Origin of the sequence: Streptomyces endocoffeicus (genome assembly GCF_016741935.1) — a bacterium.
GTDB classification, from domain to species: domain Bacteria; phylum Actinomycetota; class Actinomycetes; order Streptomycetales; family Streptomycetaceae; genus Streptomyces; species Streptomyces endocoffeicus.
Genome location: NZ_JAERRG010000006.1, coordinates 413877 through 433719 on the forward strand (window position 1 = coordinate 413877; position 19843 = coordinate 433719).

17 protein-coding genes and 1 pseudogene are annotated in these 19843 nt (G+C 71.5%); 12 read left to right on the top strand and 6 right to left on the bottom strand.

Going from position 1 to position 19843, the window contains the following annotated elements; translation table 11 throughout:
• The first annotated feature begins 71 nt into the window (after positions 1-71).
• The 3 genes from tap (at position 72) to JK364_RS18520 (ending at position 3799) form a co-directional block, all read left to right on the top strand.
• Positions 72-2261 (top strand): telomere-associated protein Tap, encoded by a 2190-nt coding sequence (gene tap / locus JK364_RS18510; RefSeq protein WP_201852201.1) that lies wholly within the window; start codon positions 72-74, stop codon positions 2259-2261.
• A gap of 8 nt (positions 2262-2269) precedes the next feature.
• Complete coding sequence (gene tpg, locus JK364_RS18515; protein WP_201852202.1) at positions 2270-2824, top strand: telomere-protecting terminal protein Tpg; 555 nt, start codon at positions 2270-2272, stop codon at positions 2822-2824.
• Positions 2825-3145: 321 nt separating this feature from the next.
• Entirely contained in the window at positions 3146-3799 is a 654-nt protein-coding gene (locus JK364_RS18520; RefSeq protein ID WP_201852203.1) for a class I SAM-dependent methyltransferase, read from the top strand.
• A 33-nt stretch (positions 3800-3832) separates the two neighbouring features.
• Here JK364_RS18520 and JK364_RS18525 read toward each other — a convergent pair whose 3' ends face one another.
• Both JK364_RS18525 and JK364_RS18530 read right to left on the bottom strand, forming a co-directional pair.
• On the bottom strand, positions 3833-4354 hold the full coding sequence (locus JK364_RS18525) for a YceI family protein (protein ID WP_201852204.1): 522 nt from the start codon (positions 4352-4354) through the stop codon (positions 3833-3835).
• A gap of 137 nt (positions 4355-4491) precedes the next feature.
• Positions 4492-5379 (bottom strand): NAD(P)-dependent oxidoreductase, encoded by an 888-nt coding sequence (locus JK364_RS18530; protein ID WP_201852205.1) that lies wholly within the window; start codon positions 5377-5379, stop codon positions 4492-4494.
• A 55-nt stretch (positions 5380-5434) separates the two neighbouring features.
• On the opposite strand from JK364_RS18530, the gene JK364_RS18535 reads away from it, so the two are divergent.
• The 3 genes from JK364_RS18535 (at position 5435) to JK364_RS18545 (ending at position 8572) form a co-directional block, all read left to right on the top strand.
• Entirely contained in the window at positions 5435-5785 is a 351-nt protein-coding gene (locus JK364_RS18535; protein ID WP_201852206.1) for a winged helix-turn-helix transcriptional regulator, read from the top strand.
• 286 nt (positions 5786-6071) lie between these two features.
• Entirely contained in the window at positions 6072-8036 is a 1965-nt protein-coding gene (locus JK364_RS18540; protein WP_372461957.1) for an MFS transporter, read from the top strand.
• Entirely contained in the window at positions 8033-8572 is a 540-nt protein-coding gene (locus JK364_RS18545) for a MarR family winged helix-turn-helix transcriptional regulator (protein ID WP_201852207.1), read from the top strand. Before JK364_RS18540 ends, JK364_RS18545 begins: the two co-directional genes overlap by 4 nt.
• 81 nt (positions 8573-8653) lie before the next feature.
• On the opposite strand, the gene JK364_RS18550 is transcribed toward JK364_RS18545, so the two are convergent.
• Together JK364_RS18550 and JK364_RS18555 are read right to left on the bottom strand one after the other, a co-directional pair.
• Positions 8654-9067, bottom strand: coding sequence for a MarR family winged helix-turn-helix transcriptional regulator (locus tag JK364_RS18550; RefSeq protein WP_230992106.1), 414 nt, complete (start codon positions 9065-9067; stop codon positions 8654-8656).
• Positions 9068-9166: 99 nt separating this feature from the next.
• Positions 9167-9910: a class I SAM-dependent methyltransferase gene (locus tag JK364_RS18555; RefSeq protein WP_201852208.1), complete on the bottom strand. Its 744-nt coding sequence runs from the start codon at positions 9908-9910 to the stop codon at positions 9167-9169.
• A gap of 191 nt (positions 9911-10101) precedes the next feature.
• On the opposite strand from JK364_RS18555, the gene JK364_RS18560 reads away from it, so the two are divergent.
• Positions 10102-10308, top strand: a complete 207-nt coding sequence (locus JK364_RS18560) for a hypothetical protein (RefSeq protein WP_230992107.1) — start codon at positions 10102-10104, stop codon at positions 10306-10308.
• A gap of 51 nt (positions 10309-10359) precedes the next feature.
• On the opposite strand, the gene JK364_RS18565 is transcribed toward JK364_RS18560, so the two are convergent.
• The gene (locus JK364_RS18565; RefSeq protein WP_201852209.1) at positions 10360-11361 is read right to left on the bottom strand and encodes an alpha/beta hydrolase; all 1002 of its coding nucleotides are present in this window, start codon (positions 11359-11361) and stop codon (positions 10360-10362) included.
• A 204-nt stretch (positions 11362-11565) separates the two neighbouring features.
• On the opposite strand from JK364_RS18565, the gene JK364_RS18570 reads away from it, so the two are divergent.
• From JK364_RS18570 to gap, 3 genes are all read left to right on the top strand, one after another.
• Complete coding sequence (locus tag JK364_RS18570) at positions 11566-16110, top strand: phosphorylase family protein (RefSeq protein ID WP_307841322.1); 4545 nt, start codon at positions 11566-11568, stop codon at positions 16108-16110.
• Between the two features lie 63 nt (positions 16111-16173).
• Positions 16174-17121 carry a GlxA family transcriptional regulator gene (locus JK364_RS18575; RefSeq protein ID WP_201852210.1) on the top strand — a complete coding sequence of 316 codons (948 nt, stop codon included), beginning with the start codon at positions 16174-16176 and terminating at the stop codon, positions 17119-17121.
• 143 nt (positions 17122-17264) lie between these two features.
• The gene (gene gap, locus JK364_RS18580; protein ID WP_201852211.1) at positions 17265-18263 is read left to right on the top strand and encodes a type I glyceraldehyde-3-phosphate dehydrogenase; all 999 of its coding nucleotides are present in this window, start codon (positions 17265-17267) and stop codon (positions 18261-18263) included.
• A gap of 72 nt (positions 18264-18335) precedes the next feature.
• On the opposite strand, the gene JK364_RS18585 is transcribed toward gap, so the two are convergent.
• On the bottom strand, positions 18336-19187 hold the full coding sequence (locus tag JK364_RS18585; protein WP_201852212.1) for a helix-turn-helix transcriptional regulator: 852 nt from the start codon (positions 19185-19187) through the stop codon (positions 18336-18338).
• A gap of 151 nt (positions 19188-19338) precedes the next feature.
• Here JK364_RS18585 and JK364_RS58480 point away from each other — a divergent pair.
• Both JK364_RS58480 and JK364_RS58485 read left to right on the top strand, forming a co-directional pair.
• Positions 19339-19546, top strand: a pseudogene (locus tag JK364_RS58480) (SDR family NAD(P)-dependent oxidoreductase); the annotation flags it as partial.
• Positions 19547-19594: 48 nt separating this feature from the next.
• Positions 19595-19705 (top strand): SDR family oxidoreductase, encoded by a 111-nt coding sequence (locus JK364_RS58485; RefSeq protein ID WP_443732262.1) that lies wholly within the window; start codon positions 19595-19597, stop codon positions 19703-19705.
• Positions 19706-19843: the final 138 nt, after the last annotated feature.

A 19843-nucleotide genomic window follows, 5' to 3' on the forward strand; every position in this document is an offset into this window, starting at 1 on the left:
GTGATTGAGCGTGCGATGAAGCGTGCGCCGCGCAGAGCGATTGGGATAGGGTCTGCCCGGAGGTGAGCCCTGTGCCCGCTGAGGACGAGTTGTTCAGCGCTGTCGACGCGCTCCTGGAGCAGGTCGCCCAGGACGATCTGCCGACACCCGCCGAGCGCAAGAGGCTGCGTGAGGCCGCGGGGCTGAGCCAGGCCGAGGTCGCCGGGGCGCTGGACATCCGCCGGGAAGCGGTGGGCAATTGGGAATCCGGCAAGACCGAGCCGCGGCAGCCGAAGCGCGCCGCCTACGCCCGGCTCCTGAAGGGCCTGGCCGACCGTTTCCCCGCCCCGGCCGCGGAGTCGCCGGGCTTCCCTGTTCCAGCCGTGGAGGCGCCGGACCTCCATGCCCCGGCCGCGGAGGCGCCGGGACTCCCCGCCCCGGCCATGGAGGCGCCGGGACTCCCCGCTCCCGCCCCGGCACAGCCGCGGGTCCGCCCACCCCGGCCGTCCGCATCGCGGCGCCCGGACGCGGCGCGGCAACCCGCGACGGCGCCCACCACAGCGGGCCCCAAGACCACCGCCGCCACCCCCGCCGTGGACCCGCGCTTCGCCAACGGCCCGCTGGCGGTCGTCGACTTCGCGGAGGACCAGTTTGCGGCGTACTGCCCCGGCGGTCTGATCCTGGACATCCCGGCCAGGTCCCTCCCCGCTCTCGTGGAGTGGTCTCTGGCCGAGGCGCGCCTGGGCGCCCCACGGCTGAACCGCAACGGCAGGGACGCCGACCCGGTGCTGGTGCTCACCGACGCCGCCGCGGTGCGCCTCGGCCTACCGGCCCGGCTGACCGACGAGGAGCGGCGGGCGGGTCGGCTGGCCGAGGGCCACAAGGTCCTCAAGCAGCTGGAGAAGGCCGACTGGCAGCTCACCCGGCGTGGACTCGGCCCGTGGGCGCGGATCTACCGCCCCGCCGAGGGCGCGCTGCGCGCCTGCGTCCAGCTGTGCGTCCTGGGCTGGGATGCCCTCGACGCCCGCTCCTGGGGCGAGGCCGCGCAACTGCCGCCCGCCGACCTGGCACAACTGCTGGGTACGTACGCCGACCGCGTCATGACCCCCTGCGGCTCCACCGCCGTCACCGGCCTGGAGCTGATGACCGCCCTGCACCCGCCCACCCGCGCCGGTGAGCCGGACAGCGGCGGACGACGGCACAGCGAGCACAACCCCGGCTCACTGGGCACCCAGCCGGTGCAGTGCGCCCCGCCCGAAGCCCCGGACGGCCACCCGCTCCTGGCCCACCTGCCACGCTTCCACCAGCGCACCCCCGAAGAGGTCCTGGTGGAGGAGGCGTACGACTGGGCGCGGCCGCTCACCGACGACGAGTGCGCCAAGCGCTATGTGGTGGGCATCGACGTCAACATGGCCTTCGCCGCGGCCGCCAACGGCACCGTCTTCGGCCTCGGCGCGCCCGTGCACGCCAAGCGGTCGCCGTTCGACCCGAAGGTCCCCGGCTCATGGCTGGTGGACCTCTCCCACATCGAACTGGATCCGCGTCTGCCGAGCCCCTTCACCCCGACCGGGGAGCGGCCGTCGGGACCCGCCTGGTACGCCACGCCGACCGTCGCCTACGCCGTCGAACTCGGTTACGGCGTCGCCCCCATCGAGGCGTACCTCCGCCCGGACAACGGCCGCTACCTGGACGCCTGGTACACACGGCTTCGGGACGCCTATATCGCCACGATGACCGACCTGGGGGTCACCACCGGCATGGAGCCGGGCGAGTTCCTGACCGCGATGGACGGCCACCGGCAGGCCGATCCGCGGATGGCGATCGTCCTCTCCGCGATCAAGGCGACCGTCAAGGGCGGCATCGGCAAGCTGCGCGAACGCCCCCGTGGCGGGGGCTGGCGCCCGGGCCGGCCCTGGCCCGCGCTCCAGCGCCCGACGTGGCGGCCCGACATCCGCGCGGCGGTCATCTCCAAGGCGCGGATCAATATGCACCGCAAGATGCTCAAGACGGCGGTGGCCACCGGCCAGTACCCGGTGGCGGTCCTCTCCGACTGCGCCGTCTACCCGTCCGACGGACCCAGCCCGCTGGACTTCCTGCCCCACAAGGAGGGCAAACCGCTGCCGGGCGGCTTCCGGATCGGGGTGAGTCCGGGGATGGTCAAGCACGAGGGCACCCAGACGACCCTGTGGGCCGAGGGCGTGCGCGAGGAGCACGGCGCTGACCTCAACCTCGCGCGGTACATCAAGGACGGCCACGTCAGCGCCCCGGACAACGGAGAGTAGAGACGACGATGGGCAAGCTCGCCGAGAGCCTGGACAAGGCGGTGGAGGGCTCCTTCACCCGTCCCATCCCCAAGTCGGCCGGTACGCGGATGCGCTATCTGGTCAGACAGCTCAAGGGCACCCGGCCGGTGGCCGATCTGCTCGGCATCTCCCAGCGCACCGTCGAGCGGTACGTCAAGGACCAGCTCAAGCGGCCCCGTAAGCCCCTCGCCACCCGGATGGAGCGCGAGGTACGGAAGCGGTGGCAGCCGCAGGTGCGCGCCAGGGCCAAGAAGCAGGCCGCCACCACCGGCGGCATCGTCCTCGACACCCGCGCCCGCTTCGGCTTCACCGCCGCCCCCGGCACCACCGACGACGCCCGGCTGCGCCACATCACCCAGGCGCTGCCGCCGCGGTATGCCGCGCGCCTCTTCGACGCCCAGGAAGAGGGCGCCGCCGAACAGCGGCTCCGCGACATCGCCGCCGAGGGCCTGCAGGAGATCTACTTCAAGGACCGCGGCCGCCGCGCCCAGGGCCTGCTGGTGGAGTTCACCGACATCGACTACATCGAGATCGACCTGTAGGGAGCGGCACGGCCCGTGTCGTGGGTGCGCATGGCATCGCCCAGGAGGGCCTGCCCACGGCCGGTCTGTGGTGTGTTCGACGGCCAACCCGTGGCCATCACCGCCGGTTACGATCTGACCGTCCGTGTCTTCGACCTCCGCACCGCGGCCGAGCCGGCGGTTTTCGATGGTGGGGGACCTGTCTACCGTCGGCTGTGCATGGGGTCCGGGCAAGAATCGTCATCGGCACCGGGCGCGACGTCGTGGTGCTCGACCGGCGGCCACCGGCGGAGCCCTGACGCTCGTCGGAGTTCTGTCGGTGCTCCCGTCTACATTCGCCACATGACTGAGTTCTCCTACCTCGCCGCCGTCCGGGAGTCCTACGACACCGTCGCCACCGCCTACGTCGAGCGCGTCAAGAACCCCGCCGAGTTGGATCCGCTGTCGCGCGGGATGCTGGCCGCGTTCGCCGAGCTCGTACGGACGGCCCGGCGCGGCCCGGTGGCGGACCTGGGGTGCGGGCCCGGCAAGGTGACGGCCCACCTGGCCGGGCTGGGGGTGTCGGCATTCGGCATCGACGTGTCGCCGAAGATGGTCGAGCTGGCCCGGGAGGCTTACCCGGAGCTGCGGTTCGCCGTGGGGTCGATGACCGCGCTCGAGATCGGGGACGACGAGCTCGGTGGCGTCCTGGCCTACTACTCCACCCACCACACCCCGCCGGAGGTGCTGCCCGTGGTGTTCGCCGAGTTCCATCGCGCCCTGGCGCCCGGCGGACATCTTTTGCTGGCCGGCTTTGTGGGAGACGGCGAGATGTTGCGTCCGACGCGGGCGTATGGCGGCCATCCCGTGTCGTACGCATCCCATCTGCTGCCACCGGATCGGCTCGCCGAACTCCTGGACCGGGCCGGGCTCGCCGTCACCGCACGGCTGCTGCAAGCGCCCGGCGAAGGCGTGAAGCGGACGGTGGCCAGCTTCGTGGCCCGTAAGCCGGAATGACGCGCCCGGGGTGCCCGGCCGGATCGACGCAACTCAGCGGCGGGCGACGATCTCCAACGTGATCTTGAGACGGCGAGCCGCCATGCCTCTCGCCTTCTTGACGCCAAAGGCGTATCGGTCGATCGAGGCGGTGCCGCCGACGGTGATCCGCTCACCTTCGCCGACCACGCTGCCGATCGTGACGACGACCGGCCGAGTCGCTCCGCACACGGTCAACTCCCCGTGCAGCGAGGCACCTTGGGCGGACCGCTCCAGGCCCCGGCTCCGGAAGTGGATCGTGGGGTGTCGTTCCACGTCCAGGAAGTCGGACGACCGGACGTGGTTGTCGCGCCGCGGAATGCCGGACGCGAAGCTGGCCGCCTCCACCTCGACGTCCACCGACGACGCTTCCGACGTCTCGGCAACGGTGATCCGGCCCTGCGCGATGGTGAACGTCCCCCGGACCCGGAGCAGCCCCAAGGCGCGGGTGTCGAAGCGAACGCTCGATGCCGCCGGATCGATCTCGTAGGTGCCCGCTGCCGGTAAGGACAGCTCCGCGGCGCTTGATATCGCCATACTCGTAGCCTCCGTTCGCTGAAGACCCTCTTGAGTGCCTCAGAATCTCGCACACCACGGCAGCCGCACCAGACCCTTTCAGCGTCAACTACCGGCAGCGGGAGCACCTTTGGGGAGCATCCCCAACCTGACGAGTGTCAGCGGCGGCCCAGTACCTCGGCCACGCGGATGAACCCCTCCGTGCCGTGTCCCAGCCCGATGGCGCGGCGGGTCATGCCCTCGGCAGCGCGCATCACCCCCGCGTCGATGCCGTGCCCCTCGGAGGCGTGGACGATATGGGCCATGGTCGATACGCCCGAGGTCATCGGGTTGCCCTCACCGGAGTAGGTGCCGCGGTCCATCTCCTCCGCGGTCTCTTCGAAGAGCGGCGGAAGGATCGCGCCGATGCCCTTGGCGAAGGGTGCCAACTCCCGGGCGCTGATCCCCTCCGCCCGCGCCACCGCCAGGGCGTGCGCATAGCCCGCCATCGCCGTCCAGAAGATGTCGAGCAGCGCGATGTCGTACGCCGCCGCCCGGCCGATCTCCTCGCCGAGATGGGTGTGGGTACCGGCCAGCGCCTCCAGCACGGGCCGGTGCTCCTGGTAGAGCTCCACCGGGCCGCTGTGGATGAACACCGAGGCAGGTGTTCCCATGGTGGTGGTCGGCGTCATGATCGCACCGTCGAGGTATCGGATGCCGTGCCCGGCCGCCCACTCCGCGGTGTCCCGGGCCCGGTCCGGAGTGTCCGCGCTCAGGTTCACCACGGTGCGTCCCTTGAGCGCGTCGGTGACCGCGTCGCGCCGCAGGATCGCGTCCGACGCGTCGTAGTTCACCACACACACCACCGTCAACTCGCTTGCGGCGACCGCCTCTTCCGCCGAGGACGCACCCACCGCGCCCCGCTCGATCAGCTCCCGATCCCGGCCCGGCGTCCGGTTCCAGACCGTGATCCGCAGCCCGGCGTCCAGGAACGCACCGGCCAGGGCGCGGCCCATCGGCCCCAGACCGAGCACGGTGACGGCAGACTGTTCGGAGTACATGGACATGACTCAACCCCCATATGGATATACGCGTACATAGCGCAAAGGAAATAGAGCGAAGATGACACGCAGCCGTGCTCAGGACACCAATGTCTGCGGAGTGACCGCCGCGATCTCCGTGATCGACGGCAAGTGGAAGACCGCCCTGCTCTGGACGCTGGAGTCCGGCCCGTATCGTCCCGGTGAGCTACGCCGGCGGCTGCCCGGTCTCAGCGAGAAGGTTCTGACTCAGGCGCTCCGCGAGATGGAGACGGACGGGCTGGTGAACCGGGAAGTCCACGATGTGCTGCCACTGAAGACCGTGTACTCCCTCACCGCGTTCGGCCGCGACCTCTCCCAGGCGTTGGCCCCCCTGTCCGATTGGGGACACCGTCGCCTGGAGAAGCTGGCCGAGACCCAGTCGGCACCCTGACGCAACGCCACCTCCGTGTCATCCGATCCGGCGGCCCTCCGACCGCCCGCCACCAGATTCGCCCGGCCGTGCGCCGGTGCCAAGTACCCACAAATAAGTGGGTACCGCGGATGGCACGGGACCGGTGGTTCGCCCCGCGTGTTCCGGACCTTCGACGCCGGATACGGTCCGGCGCCCTCGTAGCCGGCGCCGATCCCGAGTCGTCGTGGTCCCACTTGGCACCGGGACATTTCGGGATTAGGTTGGTTGATATCAAGCAACCAACTCCCGACGGGAGTGATGCTCGGTGGGTTGGACGACCGAGCGGCGTGCGGCCGGAGCCGAAAGGGCCGTACGGCCCTATGACGGCAGTGGTCCGGGGTCGCGGTACAAGTGGATCGCGCTGTCCAACACCACGCTGGGTGTCCTGATCGCGACGATCAACATCTCGATCATGCTGATCGCGTTGCCGGACATCTTCCGCGGCATCGGCGTGGATCCGCTGCGCCCCGGGAACACCAGCCTGCTGCTCTGGCTGATCATGAGCTATATGGTCGTCACGGCCGTGCTGGTGGTGAGCTTCGGGCGGCTCGGGGACATGTTCGGCCGGGTGCGGATGTACAACCTGGGGTTCGCGGTCTTCACCGTGTTCTCCGTGCTGCTCTCCGTGACCTGGATGCACGGCACGTCCGGCGCGCTATGGCTGATCGGGATGCGAGTGCTGCAGGGCGTGGGCGGCGCCATGCTGATGGCCAACTCCAACGCCATCCTCACCGACGCCTTCCCCGCCGGCCAGCGCGGTCTCGCCCTGGGGCTGAACCAGGTGGCGGGCATCGCCGGATCCTTCATCGGGCTGATCCTGGGCGGGCTGCTCGGCCCGCTCGACTGGCACCTGGTGTTCCTGGTCTCCGTCCCCATCGGGCTGTTCGGCACGGTCTGGGCGTATCTGAAGCTGCGGGACACCGGTGTGCGCACCCCGGCCCGGCTGGACTGGTGGGGCAATCTCACCTTCGCCGTCGGCCTGATCGCCGTGCTGTCCGGTATCACCTACGGCATCCAGCCCTACGCCGGTCACACCATGGGCTGGAGCAACCCCTGGGTGATCGCCGCGATCTCCGGGGGAGTGGCGGTACTGGGCGTGTTCTGCCTGATCGAGAACCGGGTCGCGCAGCCCATGTTCCACCTGGACCTGTTCCGCATCCGCGCCTTCACGGCCGGGAACGTGGCCAGTCTGCTGGCGGCGCTGGGGCGCGGTGGCCTGATGTTCATCCTGATCATCTGGCTGCAGGGCATCTGGCTGCCCCGCCACGGCTACGGCTTCGAGGAGACCCCGCTCTGGGCGGGCATCTACATGCTGCCGCTGACCATCGGATTCCTGATCGCGGGCCCCTTCTCCGGCTGGGCCTCCGACCGGTTCGGCGCCCGTACGTTCGCCACCGGCGGGATGCTGCTGGCCGCCGCCACCTTCGTGGCCCTGGAGGAGCTGCCGGTGGACTTCGGCTATCCGGTGTTCGCCACGATCCTGCTGGTCAACGGGGTCGCCATGGGGCTGTTCAGCTCGCCGAACCGGGCGGCCATCATGAACAGCCTGCCGCCCGATCAGCGTGGAGTCGGCGCCGGGATCAGCACCACCTTCCAGAACTCGGCCACCGTCCTGTCCATCGGCATCTTCTTCTCCCTGATGATCGCCGGGCTCGCCGGCTCGCTCCCCGGCGCCCTCACCCACGGCCTGACCTCGGAAGGGGTCCCGGCCGGCGATGCGGCGAGGGTCGCCGCCCTGCCGCCGGTCGGGGTGCTGTTCGCCTCGCTGCTCGGCTACAACCCGGTGAAAACCCTGCTCGGGCCGCAGGTGCTCGACCATCTGCCCGCCCACCACGCCGCCTATCTCACCGGGCGCGGCTTCTTCCCGGCGCTGATCTCCCCGCCGTTCTCCCAGGGCCTGTCCGCCGCGTTCGACTTCGCCATCGCGGCGTGTCTGGTGGCCGCGGTGGCGTCGCTGCTGCGGGGTGGGCGGTATGTGCACGGGGGCGGGCCGAAGGCGGGCGCCGGTGCCCCGGCGGTGGTGGCGGCCGTACCGGTCGGCGGCGCGGGCGCGCAGAACACCGCGAACACGGAGAACACCGCCGAGGACACGTCTCACCACCCCGCGCCCGCGCCCCGGCAGGCGTCCCCGCCGGAGTCCGGGCCACCGCCCCCGTCGCCGCCATCATCGTCACCCGGTCAAGGACCACCCGGTCAAGGACCGGGACCACCCTCAGAGGAGCCGAGATGACCGCGCTCGACCCCATCACCCCGGGGCCCGTCACCCCGGAATCCGTCACCCCGGAATCCGTCACCCCGAGTCCGGCCGCCCCGGAATCGGCGGAGCTGGCCGAGCGGCTCCGCACCGCCCTCCAGCATCTGCTTCCCGCCCTTCGGGGCGCCCGGGGCGAACACGGCGATCTCACCCCCAGCCGCCAGGCCGCCCTCGGAGCGCTCGCCACCCATGGCTCGATGCGCATCAGCACCCTCGCGACCCGGCTGGGCATCGCCCTGCCGACCACGTCCCGCATGGTCGAACTGCTTGACGCCGCCGACTGGATCGAGCGCACCCCCGACCCCGAGGACCGCCGCGCCAGCCTGATCGCCCTCACCGACACCGGCCGTGAACTCCTCCGCGCCGTGCGCCACGAGGCCGCCACCCGGCTCGCCACGCGAATCGACAAGCTGAGCCCCGAGGAGCGACACACCCTGTCCGCCGCGCTGCCCGCCTTGGAGTCCCTGGCCGCCGACGGCTCCGCGGCGGCCACCGATCCGGAACGGCGGTAGACGCCCGACGCCGGCAGTACGCGGTGACGCGGTGAAGCGTCGTGCAGTACGCGGTGACCCGGTGACGCGTCGTGCGCTTCTTCAGCAGTCGGCCTCGGGGGCCAGCGCCTCGCGCTGAGCGGTTTGGGCGACACGGGTCAGGAGCAGGCGCAGTTGGCGGGCGTCGTGCTCACCGAGGTCGGCGAGCAGCCGCGCCTCGGCTACGGAGAGGCGGTCCTGGGCGCGTTCCAGCTGGGCGCGGCCCTCTTCGGTGATCAGGACTTGGCGCGCCCGCCGGTCGCGGGGGTCGGGCCTGCGGGTGATCAGCTGCCGCGTCTCGAGATCGTCGAGCAGGTACGTCATGACGGTGCGGTCGAGGCTCACCTGCTGCGCGAGGGCGAGTTGGGACGGCGGTTCGCCGGATGCCACGGCGACCAGGACCAGATAGCCCCGCGGACCACCCGGCAGGTCCTCCACGGAACTGGTGGCCACTCTGCGGAAGGCCGAGGAGACCATGCGGATGGCCCACCCCAGATCCGATTCGAGCCCGGATTCGCGGGGGGCGGCGCGCGTGGCGGTATCGGCGGCGTCTCAGAGGGCCTCGACGCTCCGGGGCTACCGGCTCGGCGGGATTCGGTAGACGGAGACGTGGGAGCGCGACTCGGCGGTGAATTCGGCGCCGGACCAGTCCGCGTGCCTGCTCTCCAACTCGAATCCCGCCAGCTGGGCCATCAGATCGAGTTCGCCGGGCCAGATGTAACGGTGCGGGCTGCGGGTCAGCCGGGCCTGCCGGGTGTCGTCGAACCGGAAGTGGTGTGAGACGACGTGCTGGCGCAGTACGTCGTAGGTGTCCAACCCGATGTAGCCGGGCTCGGCTTGCCAGACGGTGGCCGTCTGGCCCGGTGGGAGCTTGCGCAGTTCGGGTACCCAGAGCTCGATCACGAACCTGCCACCGGGCCCGAGGTGGCGGGCGGCGTTGCGGAAGCACTCGACCTGCTCGGCCTGGGTGAGCAGGTTGGAGATGGTGTTGTAGACGAGATAGACGAGCGTGAACTCCCCGGGAGCCACGGACGTCGCCATGTCACCCACAATGACCGGGATCGTCGCTTCGTCGGCCCTGGTGCGCAGTTGCTGGATCATCGGACGCGACAGCTCGATGCCGGTGACGGGGATCCCTCGTCCGGCGAGCGGGACGGCCACCCGGCCGGTGCCGATGGCGAATTCGAGCGCCGCTCCGCCGCCCGCGAACTCGGCCAGGCGGTCCACGGTCGGCCTCAGGACGTCGGGCGCGAACATGCCCGTACCGGGCGTGTCATAGCGCTGCGCGGCGTCGACGTCCCAGATCTCCTCCTGGTTCATGCCGTCACCCTTCACCGCTGGGGCACGCGATGTCCACCGAATTTGCCCCCCGTGGGCCCGGATCCGGGATCGTTGCCCATGGGGCCGACACCGCGCTTGACCTTCACATCATCCCCACACAACACCGTTGGCGCGCTGGGCTGCCGCGGGCGCCCGGCCAGGGTCGCCTGCTGAGGAAGGGGCCCTTCGTCGTGATCGTCATAGCGGTTTTGGTGCTGCCCACCCTGGTTTTGCTGCTGTTGGTCATGGACCGTGTCGAGGACTGGCTGTCCGGGTCGTCCTCGGCCCCGCGGAACCCACGCGAGCGGCGTCATCTGCGGTTGATTCCCGGCGGGGCGCGGGAATCGGGCTCCCGGCCGACGACCGTGTCGTCCGGGCGGCGGTCGGAGGCCGCCTGAAGCCGGTGGCTGAGCTGTCCGGGCTCATGCCCGGAATCCGCCCAGCCCGGCTCATCCAGCGAGCCTCTGCTCGGTGTCCCGGGAGTGAGCGAGGAGGCGCCTGAGCCAGCGGGTGCGGGCGTGGCGTGCGTCCTTGCTGATGGCCGCCTGCGGCGCCATGCCGTCGAAGCCGTGGTACGCGCCGGGCCATACGTGCAGTTCGGCCTGGCCGCCGGCCTGCCAGATCCCGTTCGCGTACGCCACGTCCTCGTCGCGGAACATCTCCGCCGATCCGACGTCTATGAACGCCGGAGGAAGACCGGAGAGGTCCGTGTCGCGGGCGGGCGCCGCGTAGGGCGGCACGTCCGCCCGGCCGTACCGGTCGCCCAGCAGCGCCTTCCAGACGGTCTCGCTCGAGATGAGGTCCCACATGCCGAGGCCCGACATCTGGTGGCTGGAGAAGGTGTGTCCGCGGTCGTCGAGCATGGGGCACAGCAGGAGCTGCCCGAGGATGCCGGGGCCGCCGCGGTCACGGATCAGCAGGGCGAGGGCCGCGGCGAGGCCGCCGCCGGCGCTCTTCCCGCCGACGATGACGCGGTCCGGGTCGATGCCCAGTTCGGCCGCGTGCCCGGCGGCCCAGAGGAGCCCCGCGTAGCAGTCCTCCAGCGGTCCGGGGTACCGCGTCCGCGGTGCCAGCCGGTACTCGACCGAGATGACGGCCATGTCCAGCGGGAGGACCCATTCGCGAAGGATCCGCGGAAGCACCGACCACGCGTTGCCCATGATCATCGCGCCGCCGTGCATGTAGTACAGCAGTGGCAGCGGCCCTTCGCGCCCGGCGGGCCGCACGCTCACCAGCGTGACATCGGGCCCGTCCCGCAGCCCCGGGACGGACAGCTCCGCCACCTCGAAACGGCCATCGGCCCGGAGGTCATCGGCCGTCGGCCTGGGCCGGGTCGCGGCGTCCCGCTTCTGCCGGGCCGCGAGATTTCCCGGAGTGACCGGCTCTCTCGGCCCGTTGCCCAAGGACTCCAGCGCGACGCTCAGCTCGGGGTCGAACGGAGGCACGGCCATCGGCCTCGGGACAAAAGGGCTTGTGTGGGGGAGGTCCATACCGCGCATCCAAGCATCCGGCGCCGCTCGGCGATACCGATGGTCACGGCGGCTCGTACGTCCGTCGCGCGTTCGGTACCCCCGCCGGCCCCAGCCCCGGGAGATCGCGGACGGTAGCATTTCGCCCGTGGGCCGCACGAGGGTCGACCGTGGCCGGGGGGAGACGTGGAGAGCACCGGGCAGTACAGCGACTCACTCGTCGTGCTGACCGCACTGGACGTGGAGTACGAGGCGGTCCGGGCGCACCTGGTGGATCCGCGGCCGCGACTCCACCCGGCGGGCACCCTGTTCGAGGTGGGCCGGCTCGACGGCACGCCGTGGCGGGTGGCGCTCGCCGAGCTCGGTGACGGCAACCAGGGGGCGGCCGTACTGACCGAGCGGGCGATTACCATGTTCGGCCCGCGCGCCGTGGCATTCGTCGGGGTGGCGGGGGCCCTCAAGGGTGATGTCCAGCTCGGGGACGTCGTCATGGCCACGCATGTGTACGCGTACCACGGCGGCAAGGACGAGGACGGCGAGTTCCACTCCCGCCCGCGGGTCTGGCCGGTGCGTCAGGAACTCGACCAGCTGGCCCGCATGGCCCGCAGGTCCGGTGGGTGGACCGAGCTGCTGCGGGACCATCCGCCCGGCGCCGCCCGCCCGGCCGTACACCTCAAGCCCGTGGCCGCCGGTGAGGTCGTCCTCAATTCGGCGGACTCGCCCCTGCGACGGCAACTGCGCCGGAACTACCAGGACGCCGCCGCCATCGAGATGGAGGGCGCGGGCGTGGCGCAGGCCGCCCATCTCAACGCCGCGCTACCCGCCCTGATCGTCCGCGGGATCAGCGACCGGGCCGACGGGAAGAAGTACGACGCGGACGCCGAGGGCTGGCAGTCCCGCGCGGCCCGCCACGCCGCCGCCTTCGCCTTCTCCGTCCTCCGCGAACTGCCACCCGGCGGCGGCCCAGCCGCCACACCCGGGCCGGAGACTCCCACCGGCCCGGCACCGGAACGGTTCCCGGACGGTCCGACGGCCCCGCCCCCGCCCCCAGATGCGGGAACCCCACCGGCAGATGCGGGAACCCCACCGGACACCGGACCGGCCGCACACCGCCAACTCCACCGCTGGGCGCGGAGGTTCTCCGACGACCTGGATCTCGTGGACTCCCCACGGCCGGACGCTGACACCGGCTCCCCGCCGCAGCTCAGCGGCGGCCTGTATGTGCGGCGCGCCATCCAGGACCGGGTGGTGGAGGCCCTCTACGACGATGATCCGAAGGCGGTCCTGGTGACCGGGGACGCCGGAAACGGCAAGAGCAGCCTGCTGTGGGGCCTGGCCCGGGACCTGACCGTTCTGGAGGACGCCGAGGTCTTCCTGGTGAACGCCGCCTGGCTGCTGCGCCCCCTGAGCGGCGCCTCCGCGACACCCATGCTGACCCCCGCGACCGTCGTGTCCGGGGCCACTCACGCCCGGACCCGGGGGCGTACACCCGTCGTGCTCCTCGACACCGCCGATCTGCTGCTGCACGACGACCACCATGAGATGACGCTGCTCGACCTGTGCGAGGATCTCGCCGCCGCCGGTGTCCGCCTGGTGCTGACCTCCCGGCCGGAGGAGGCGAACCGGCTGCGCACCGGCTTCCTCCGGATATCGCTCGGCCCCTACGACGACGGCGAGATCCCCCACGCCATCCGTGGCCACGCCGCGCTCTACTGCCCCGACGCCGTCCCCCGGGACGACGGGGCACGGGTGCGGAGGCTGATGGAGCCCGTGGCCCGCGGACTGCCGGTGCGCGAGGTGTGCAGAAGCCCCCTCCAGCTGCGGCTGCTGTTCGAACTCGCCCGGGACGACGGGGCGTTCCCCAGCGCCGAGATCGACGCCACCGGCCTCTACCGCCGCTACTGGGACCACCGGGTCGTCACCGACCGGCGCCATCGCGGCAACCAGAGCGCCACGGCGCCGGAGGACCTCTCCTCGATCACCGGCGCGATCGCCGTCGTGCTGATGTCGGCCGGCCGTACCGAGCTGTCACGTGAGGACCTGGCCGAGCGGCTCACCTCGCCGCATGGCGGCCCACGCCACGCGTGGCCGTACGAAGCCGCCCGCGTCCGGTCGTCCCTGGATCTGCTGATCGACCGGGGCGTGCTGGGCAGGGGAGCCTCGGACGGCATCCACTTCTTCCACCAGACCATGTTCGAGTACGCGGCCGCGCGCGGCCTGCTGCACCTCACCGGGGCGCGGGCGCTGCTGTCGCTGTGCGAGTGGATCGGGTCCCATCCCCGTGACTTCTTCGTCGGGGCGATCCTCGAACAGCTCCTCATGCTCGCCGCGGGGTCCGAACGGTATCGCGGCCCGGTGCGGGACACGCTGATCCGTATGGCGGCGCACGAGGACGCCATGATCCTGCACACCGTCGCCGTGGCCGTCGCGGCCCGGAACCCGGCCGTGGGCGTGCCCGTCGAGCCCCTGCTCGCGACGGCGCCGCACGGTGTCGCCCGACGGTACGCGGTGCTGGCCCCGACCGTGCGCGACACGGATGTCGACGCCCTTCTCCCGCGGCTCCACGGGCTGTGGGAGAGACAGGAGCCCAGCCTGCGGGAGGCCGTGCTCGAAGCGCTGGAACGGCTGGCCGCCCAGAACTCGCTCGCGGTCCACGCCGCCCTCGCCGACTGGGGCTGCGTACGGGAGCTGACCGGGCGCCGTACGGCCTGCGCGGGCCTCGACGTCCTGCCTCGGCTGCTCGTGCTGACGTCACACGTCGATGTGGCGTCAGCCCGGACGGGCCTCATGGAAATGCTCGACTTCGCCCTGACCCGGGGGCTGTCGGAGCTGGCGTCCGGCGTCATGACCCTCTGGGCACGGCACTGGGAGACACTGGGCTCGGCGGAGTGGGCCGCCGCCGTCCAGGAGCGTCTCCGGCGTGTGCGTCTCGCGCGGAAGTCGTACGACGTCGGGCTCTTCCAAACGGCCCTGGCGAGGGTGCTGGCCGCCTCGTGGACCCACGACCAGGGACTCCCGGGCGACCACGGACTCCCCGCCGATGACGCCGACGACCCCGACGGCGGTCCGGCCACCGCTCCCCACCCCTGGACGCGCCGCCTCGACGCCGCGGTGGCGCTCCTCGAGGCGGACGACCACGACACCGCGGGCAACGCCGGACTCATCGCCGCCACAGCCGTTCTGACCACCCTTCCGCACGGCCACTGGGCCATCGAGGCCACCCTGGACCGCTGTCTGGCGATGACCGGGCAGGGAGCGCCGCACGCACTGCAGCACCGGATGGTCTTCCCCCTGCTGCTCAGCATCGACTGCGCCGCCGCGGAACGTCTCGTCCACCGGCTCGCCGCCATGCTCAAGGCGCTGCCCTGCCCCGAGAACCAGCCGGTCACGCCCTCGCAGCGGCTCGCGCTCGTGGCCCGCCGGATCCTCGCCAACCGGGACGTACCCCCACGGCGCGTGCGGCAGGTACTGGAACACTCCGGCTGGGAGGCCGACTCCGAGCTGTGGCTGTCCCGGGACGGCCTGGCCACGCTCCTCCTGCCGGCCGCGCTCGGCGGTCACCCCACCGCGGTGAGCAGGATCGAGAAGGCGACGACCGCCCCGGCCGCCGCCCGGAGCCTCGTCCGCCAATCCCTGCACCGGGCCGTCACGGACGCCGGGCTCCACACCGAGCGCCACATCGGTCTGCTGGTGAACCTGTCGCTCATGGACGCCGACACCGTGCTCCTGGAGGCCATCACCACCGGCCGGGCCAAGAAGGGTACGGGTCCGCTGCCGCCCCTCGCCCATGAGCGGGTGCTGGCCGCGCTACGGGCATCGGCACCGGCTCTCACGGGGCTGATCGCGGACGAGATCGCCGAGGGCAACAGCGGAAAGCGGCAGCGCCAGGCACTCACGCTCTGGGAATGCTCCGTGTCCGCCGGCGTCCTCCCCGCGCCCGGTCTGGCCGAACTCCTGCCCCGGTACGGCACCTTCTCCGACCAGAAGACCCGGGCGGCCTTCCTCGGGCTGGTGGGAACCATCGCGGCGCGCGAACCCGCCCAGTACACGACGGCACACACCTTCCTTTCGGAGCTGGTGTTCGACACCGAGGGAGGCATTCCCCTCCTCGACGACGCGTCGGCCGCCACCCGGAACGCCGCCCGCAAGGCCCTGCTCCAGGCCGCCTGTGAGTCCGGCCCGCTCACCCCCACGGCCCTCACCACGGCCCTCGACCTGGCCTTCGCCCCACCGACCGACGCCGGACTGATCAGCGGGCTCGGCCAACTGGTGCGGCGGCTCAGCGCCACGCACGGCGCGGCATCCGCCGCCGAGCTGCTGATCCGCGTCATCGGCGCGGCCGTGGCCTCGCGACAGGGCCGCGCCGCGGAGAACCACCTCGCCAAGTCCCTCCGTGGCGCGATGGACAGCATCTTCGACCATGGTTCCCCGGCCGTGTACCGGAGACTGTGGGAGCACCTCAAGGAGCGCGGCCCGGAGGACGACGCCGATCGCGTGGTCTTTCCGGAGCGGTACGCCCTGGGGCTGGTGAGCTGCGCGATCCGCCGCTCGTACGCGACAACGCACCAGGATCTGGAAGCACTTGTCGCCGATCCACGGGTGCCGCGGCCCACCAAGATGTGGATCAGCGACCAGCTCAGCGCCCGCTCGCGGGAACACACCGAACACGACCTCAGCTGGGTGCTGGGTGGCCGGACGGCCTGGCAGCCAGTGGCAGGATGCTCGCGGTAGTCGTCATCGAGGTCACGGGTGCGCGCGGGGCCCCGTTCGATCGCGGGAAGCCGAAGGAGCCCGATGAGCCGGAAGAACCACCACGTCGTCGTGCTCGTGCTCGACGGTGCGAAGCCACTCGACGTCGGCATCCCCGCGCAAGTGTTCTCCAACCGGCCGAGCATGCCCTATGAGCTGCGGGTATGCGGTGCCGCACCCGGGCCGGTGACCGGTGGCGAGGGACTCTCGTACCACGTGGCCGAGGGCCTCGAGGCGTTCGAGCAGGCCGACACCGTCTTCATCCCCGGCTACCGGGAGCCGGCGACCACGGAACCACCGGCGGCGGTCGTCAGCGCGCTCATGGCCGCCCATGAGCGTGGCACCCGGCTCGCGGCCATCTCCACCGGGGCGTTCGCCCTGGCGGCCACGGGTCTGCTCGACGGCAAGCGGGCGACGACCCACTGGCACTACACAAAGGCTCTCGCCGAGCGGCATCCGCTCGTACGGGTGGACGAGAACGTGCTGTTCGTGGACGAGGGCGACGTGCTCACCTCGGCGGGCGCGGCATCCGGCATCGACCTCTGTCTGCACCTGGTGCGGCGCGACCACGGCGTCGGGCTCTCCAACCACGTGGCGAGACGGCTGGTGGCGGCGCCGTATCGCAGCGGGGGACAGGCGCAGTACGTGCCCCGTAGTGTGCCCGAGCCGCTCGGTGATCTGTTCGCGAGCACGCGGGAGTGGGCCCTGGCGCACCTCGCCGAACCGCTGACGCTCGAAGCGCTCGCCCGCAACGCGCGGGTGTCGGCGCGCACCTTCTCCCGGCGGTTCGTGGAGGACACCGGCTACACGCCGATGCAGTGGGTGCTCAGGGCGCGCGTGGACCTGGCCCGTGAGCTGCTCGAACGCACCGATCTGAGCGTGGAGCAGATCGCCGACCGGGTCGGGCTCGGCACCGGCGCGAATCTGCGTCTGCACTTCCACCGCATTCTCGGCACCTCCCCGACGGAGTACCGCCACACCTTCTCGGCCTGAGACTCCTTCCGAGCGCCGTTCGTGTGAAGGGTGCGATGGCTATGGCGTGACTGTGGCGAGATCCTTGCGTGTGGTGGCGTTCATGCCGCTGTCGGCCGGGGATCCGGATGCCGACGATGGGGGCGGAAACGAAAGGAATCTCCATGACCCGCATCGCCGTCAATGGATTCGGCCGCATCGGACGCAACACCCTCCGCGCCCTGCTCGAGCGCGACAGCGAGCTCGAGGTGGTCGCCGTCAACGACCTCACCGCCCCCGAGTCCCTCGCCCATCTGCTCAAGTACGACAGCGCGCTCGGTCCACTCGGCCGCTCCGTCGAGGTCGACGGAACCGACCTCATCGTCGACGGCCGCCGCATCAAGGTGCTCGCCGAGCGCGAGCCCGCCGACCTGCCGTGGGCCGAGCTCGGCGTCGACATCGTGCTCGAGTCCACCGGCCGCTTCACCGCGGCGGACGCCGCCCGCGCGCACCTCCGCGCCGGGGCCCGGCGTGTGCTGGTGAGCGCCCCCTCCGCCGGTGCCGATGTCACGCTCGCCTACGGCGTGAACACCGATGCCTACGACCCCGCCGAGCACGTGATCGTCTCGAACGCCTCGTGCACCACGAACGCGCTGGCCCCGCTGGCAGCCGTACTGGACGACCTGGCCGGGATCGAGCACGGCTTCATGACCACGGTGCACGCGTACACCCAGGAGCAGAACCTCCAGGACGGCCCCCACCGCGACCTGCGCCGCGCCCGCGCCGCCGGGGTGAACATCGTGCCCACCACCACCGGGGCCGCCAAGGCCATCGGGCTGGTGCTGCCGAACCTCGAGGGCAAGCTGTCGGGCGACTCCATCCGCGTGCCGGTACCGGTGGGCTCGATCGTGGAGCTGAACACCGCGGTCTCCCGGGAGGTCAGCCGCGACGAGGTGCTCGCGGCCTACCGTGCCGCCGCCGACGGCAAGCTCAAGGGCATCCTCGACTACTCCGACGAGCCGCTCGTCTCCAGCGACATCACCCGCCGGCCGGCGTCGTCCATCTTCGACGCCGCGCTCACCCGCGTCGACGGCAAGCACATCAAGGTGGTGGCCTGGTACGACAACGAGTGGGGCTTCTCGAACCGCGTCATCGACACGCTCGAACTGCTCGCGCGCGACTGAGCGCGCCGACTGACCGACTGTGAGGGGCCGGGACCGACCGGCTCCTCACCGCTCTCGGACGGGCGCCTGAGCTCAGGTGCGGTCCGCGCCGCGCGGGGAGGGCCGGGTGCGTGTCGCGTGGATGGAGCCGAGCAGACGCAGCGCCTCCGCGCTGCCGCTGCCGGGCTCCGCGTGGTAGATGACGAGTTGCCGGCCCGGGGCCTCCCGCACGTCGAACGCCTGGTAGCTGAGCGTGAGGGGGCCGACGTCGGGGTGCAGAAACCGCTTGGCCTCCTGGGTCTTGCCGCGCACGGTGTGGCTGTCCCACAGGCGCGCGAAGTCCACGCTGTCCTCGGTGAGGGTGTCCACGAGCCCGCGCAGGCGCGGATTGTCGGGCTGGTAGCCCGCCGCGTGGCGCAGATTCGCGACGGTGGCCTGGGCCGCCCGGTCCCAGTCCCGGTAGAAGGTGCGGCCCGCGGGGTCCGCGAACGCCATGCGGGCCAGGTTGTCCGCCGGGCGGAACGGCGAGTAGAGGGCGTCGGCCAGCGCGTTGGTGGCGAGGATGTCCAGGGTCCGGTTGAACACGAAGGCAGGCGTGTGCGGATAGCCGTCCATCAGCTGCCGCAACCCGGGGCTGACCTGGTCGGACACGCGGGCGGCCGGGCCGTCCGGCACCGTGCCGCCGAGCCGGTACAGATGGTCCCGGGCATCGCCGTCGAGGTGCAGCGCGCGGCTGAGCGCGTCGAGCACCTGCGCGGAGGGGTGGCGCTCCCGGCCTTGTTCCAGGCGGGTGTAGTAGTCGGCGTTGACACCGGCCAGCACCGCGACCTCCTCACGGCGCAGCCCGGGAACGCGGCGGGTGCCGTGGCTCGCCATCCCGACCTCTTCGGGCCGAAGTCCTGACCTGCTGCTTCGCAGGAATTCTCCCAGGTCGTTGTCACCCATGCCGCCAGGCTACGAGACGCCGCGACCGGCTGCCCGGGTGTGTCGCACCCAGGCAGCAGGCGTCCTGGACCGCCCGTGGCGCACTGCCCAGACTCGGTGGCGCGAGACGACCCCGCCGCTTCCCGCAGTGGCATCGAAGAAGGACGGCACCATGACGACAACCACTCATTCCGCCGACTCCGCGGAGTTCACGGGCAGGATCGCCCTGGTCACCGGGGCGGCACGCGGCGTCGGGAAGGAGACCGTCCGGCTGCTGCACCGCCGCGGGGCGCGGATCGTGGCCGTCGACCTGCGCCACGAGGTGAGGGAACTGGCCGAGCACTTCCCGGGCGTACGTCCCCTGGTCGGCGACATCACGGACGAGGCGACCGCTCACCGCGCGGTACGACGCCCAGCCGCTCGGCCGGGTGGCCCAGCCCGAGGAGATCGCCGAAGTTCTCTGCTTCCTCGCCTCGCCGCGCTCCAGCTTCATCACGGGCGCCGTGGTCGCGGCGGACGGCGGCTTCACCGCGATCTGAGCGGGGAGCCGGGCCATTTTCTCCATGTAGCGCTATGCGAGGCATGACCGGAATGGCGAATACACTCCATGAGCACTAATGGAATGAGCAATTCCATTAGCGCTCATTGCCCGGCTTGTGACTTGCGTCACAAGCCCA

What these genes read in the sequence shown, in the direction of transcription:
- JK364_RS18520 (WP_201852203.1), top strand. Translation starts at nt 3,146, where the DNA reads ATGACTGAGTTCTCCTACCTCGCCGCCGTCCGGGAGTCCTACGACACC.
- gap (WP_201852211.1), top strand. Translation starts at nt 17,265, where the DNA reads ATGACCCGCATCGCCGTCAATGGATTCGGCCGCATCGGACGCAACACC.
- JK364_RS18550 (WP_230992106.1), bottom strand. Translation starts at nt 9,067, where the DNA reads ATGGTCTCCTCGGCCTTCCGCAGAGTGGCCACCAGTTCCGTGGAGGAC.
- JK364_RS18575 (WP_201852210.1), top strand. Translation starts at nt 16,174, where the DNA reads ATGAGCCGGAAGAACCACCACGTCGTCGTGCTCGTGCTCGACGGTGCG.
- JK364_RS18525 (WP_201852204.1), bottom strand. Translation starts at nt 4,354, where the DNA reads ATGGCGATATCAAGCGCCGCGGAGCTGTCCTTACCGGCAGCGGGCACC.
- JK364_RS18565 (WP_201852209.1), bottom strand. Translation starts at nt 11,361, where the DNA reads ATGGCCGTGCCTCCGTTCGACCCCGAGCTGAGCGTCGCGCTGGAGTCC.
- JK364_RS18585 (WP_201852212.1), bottom strand. Translation starts at nt 19,187, where the DNA reads ATGGGTGACAACGACCTGGGAGAATTCCTGCGAAGCAGCAGGTCAGGA.
- JK364_RS18530 (WP_201852205.1), bottom strand. Translation starts at nt 5,379, where the DNA reads ATGTCCATGTACTCCGAACAGTCTGCCGTCACCGTGCTCGGTCTGGGG.
- tpg (WP_201852202.1), top strand. Translation starts at nt 2,270, where the DNA reads ATGGGCAAGCTCGCCGAGAGCCTGGACAAGGCGGTGGAGGGCTCCTTC.
- JK364_RS18555 (WP_201852208.1), bottom strand. Translation starts at nt 9,910, where the DNA reads ATGAACCAGGAGGAGATCTGGGACGTCGACGCCGCGCAGCGCTATGAC.
- JK364_RS18535 (WP_201852206.1), top strand. Translation starts at nt 5,435, where the DNA reads ATGACACGCAGCCGTGCTCAGGACACCAATGTCTGCGGAGTGACCGCC.
- JK364_RS18545 (WP_201852207.1), top strand. Translation starts at nt 8,033, where the DNA reads ATGACCGCGCTCGACCCCATCACCCCGGGGCCCGTCACCCCGGAATCC.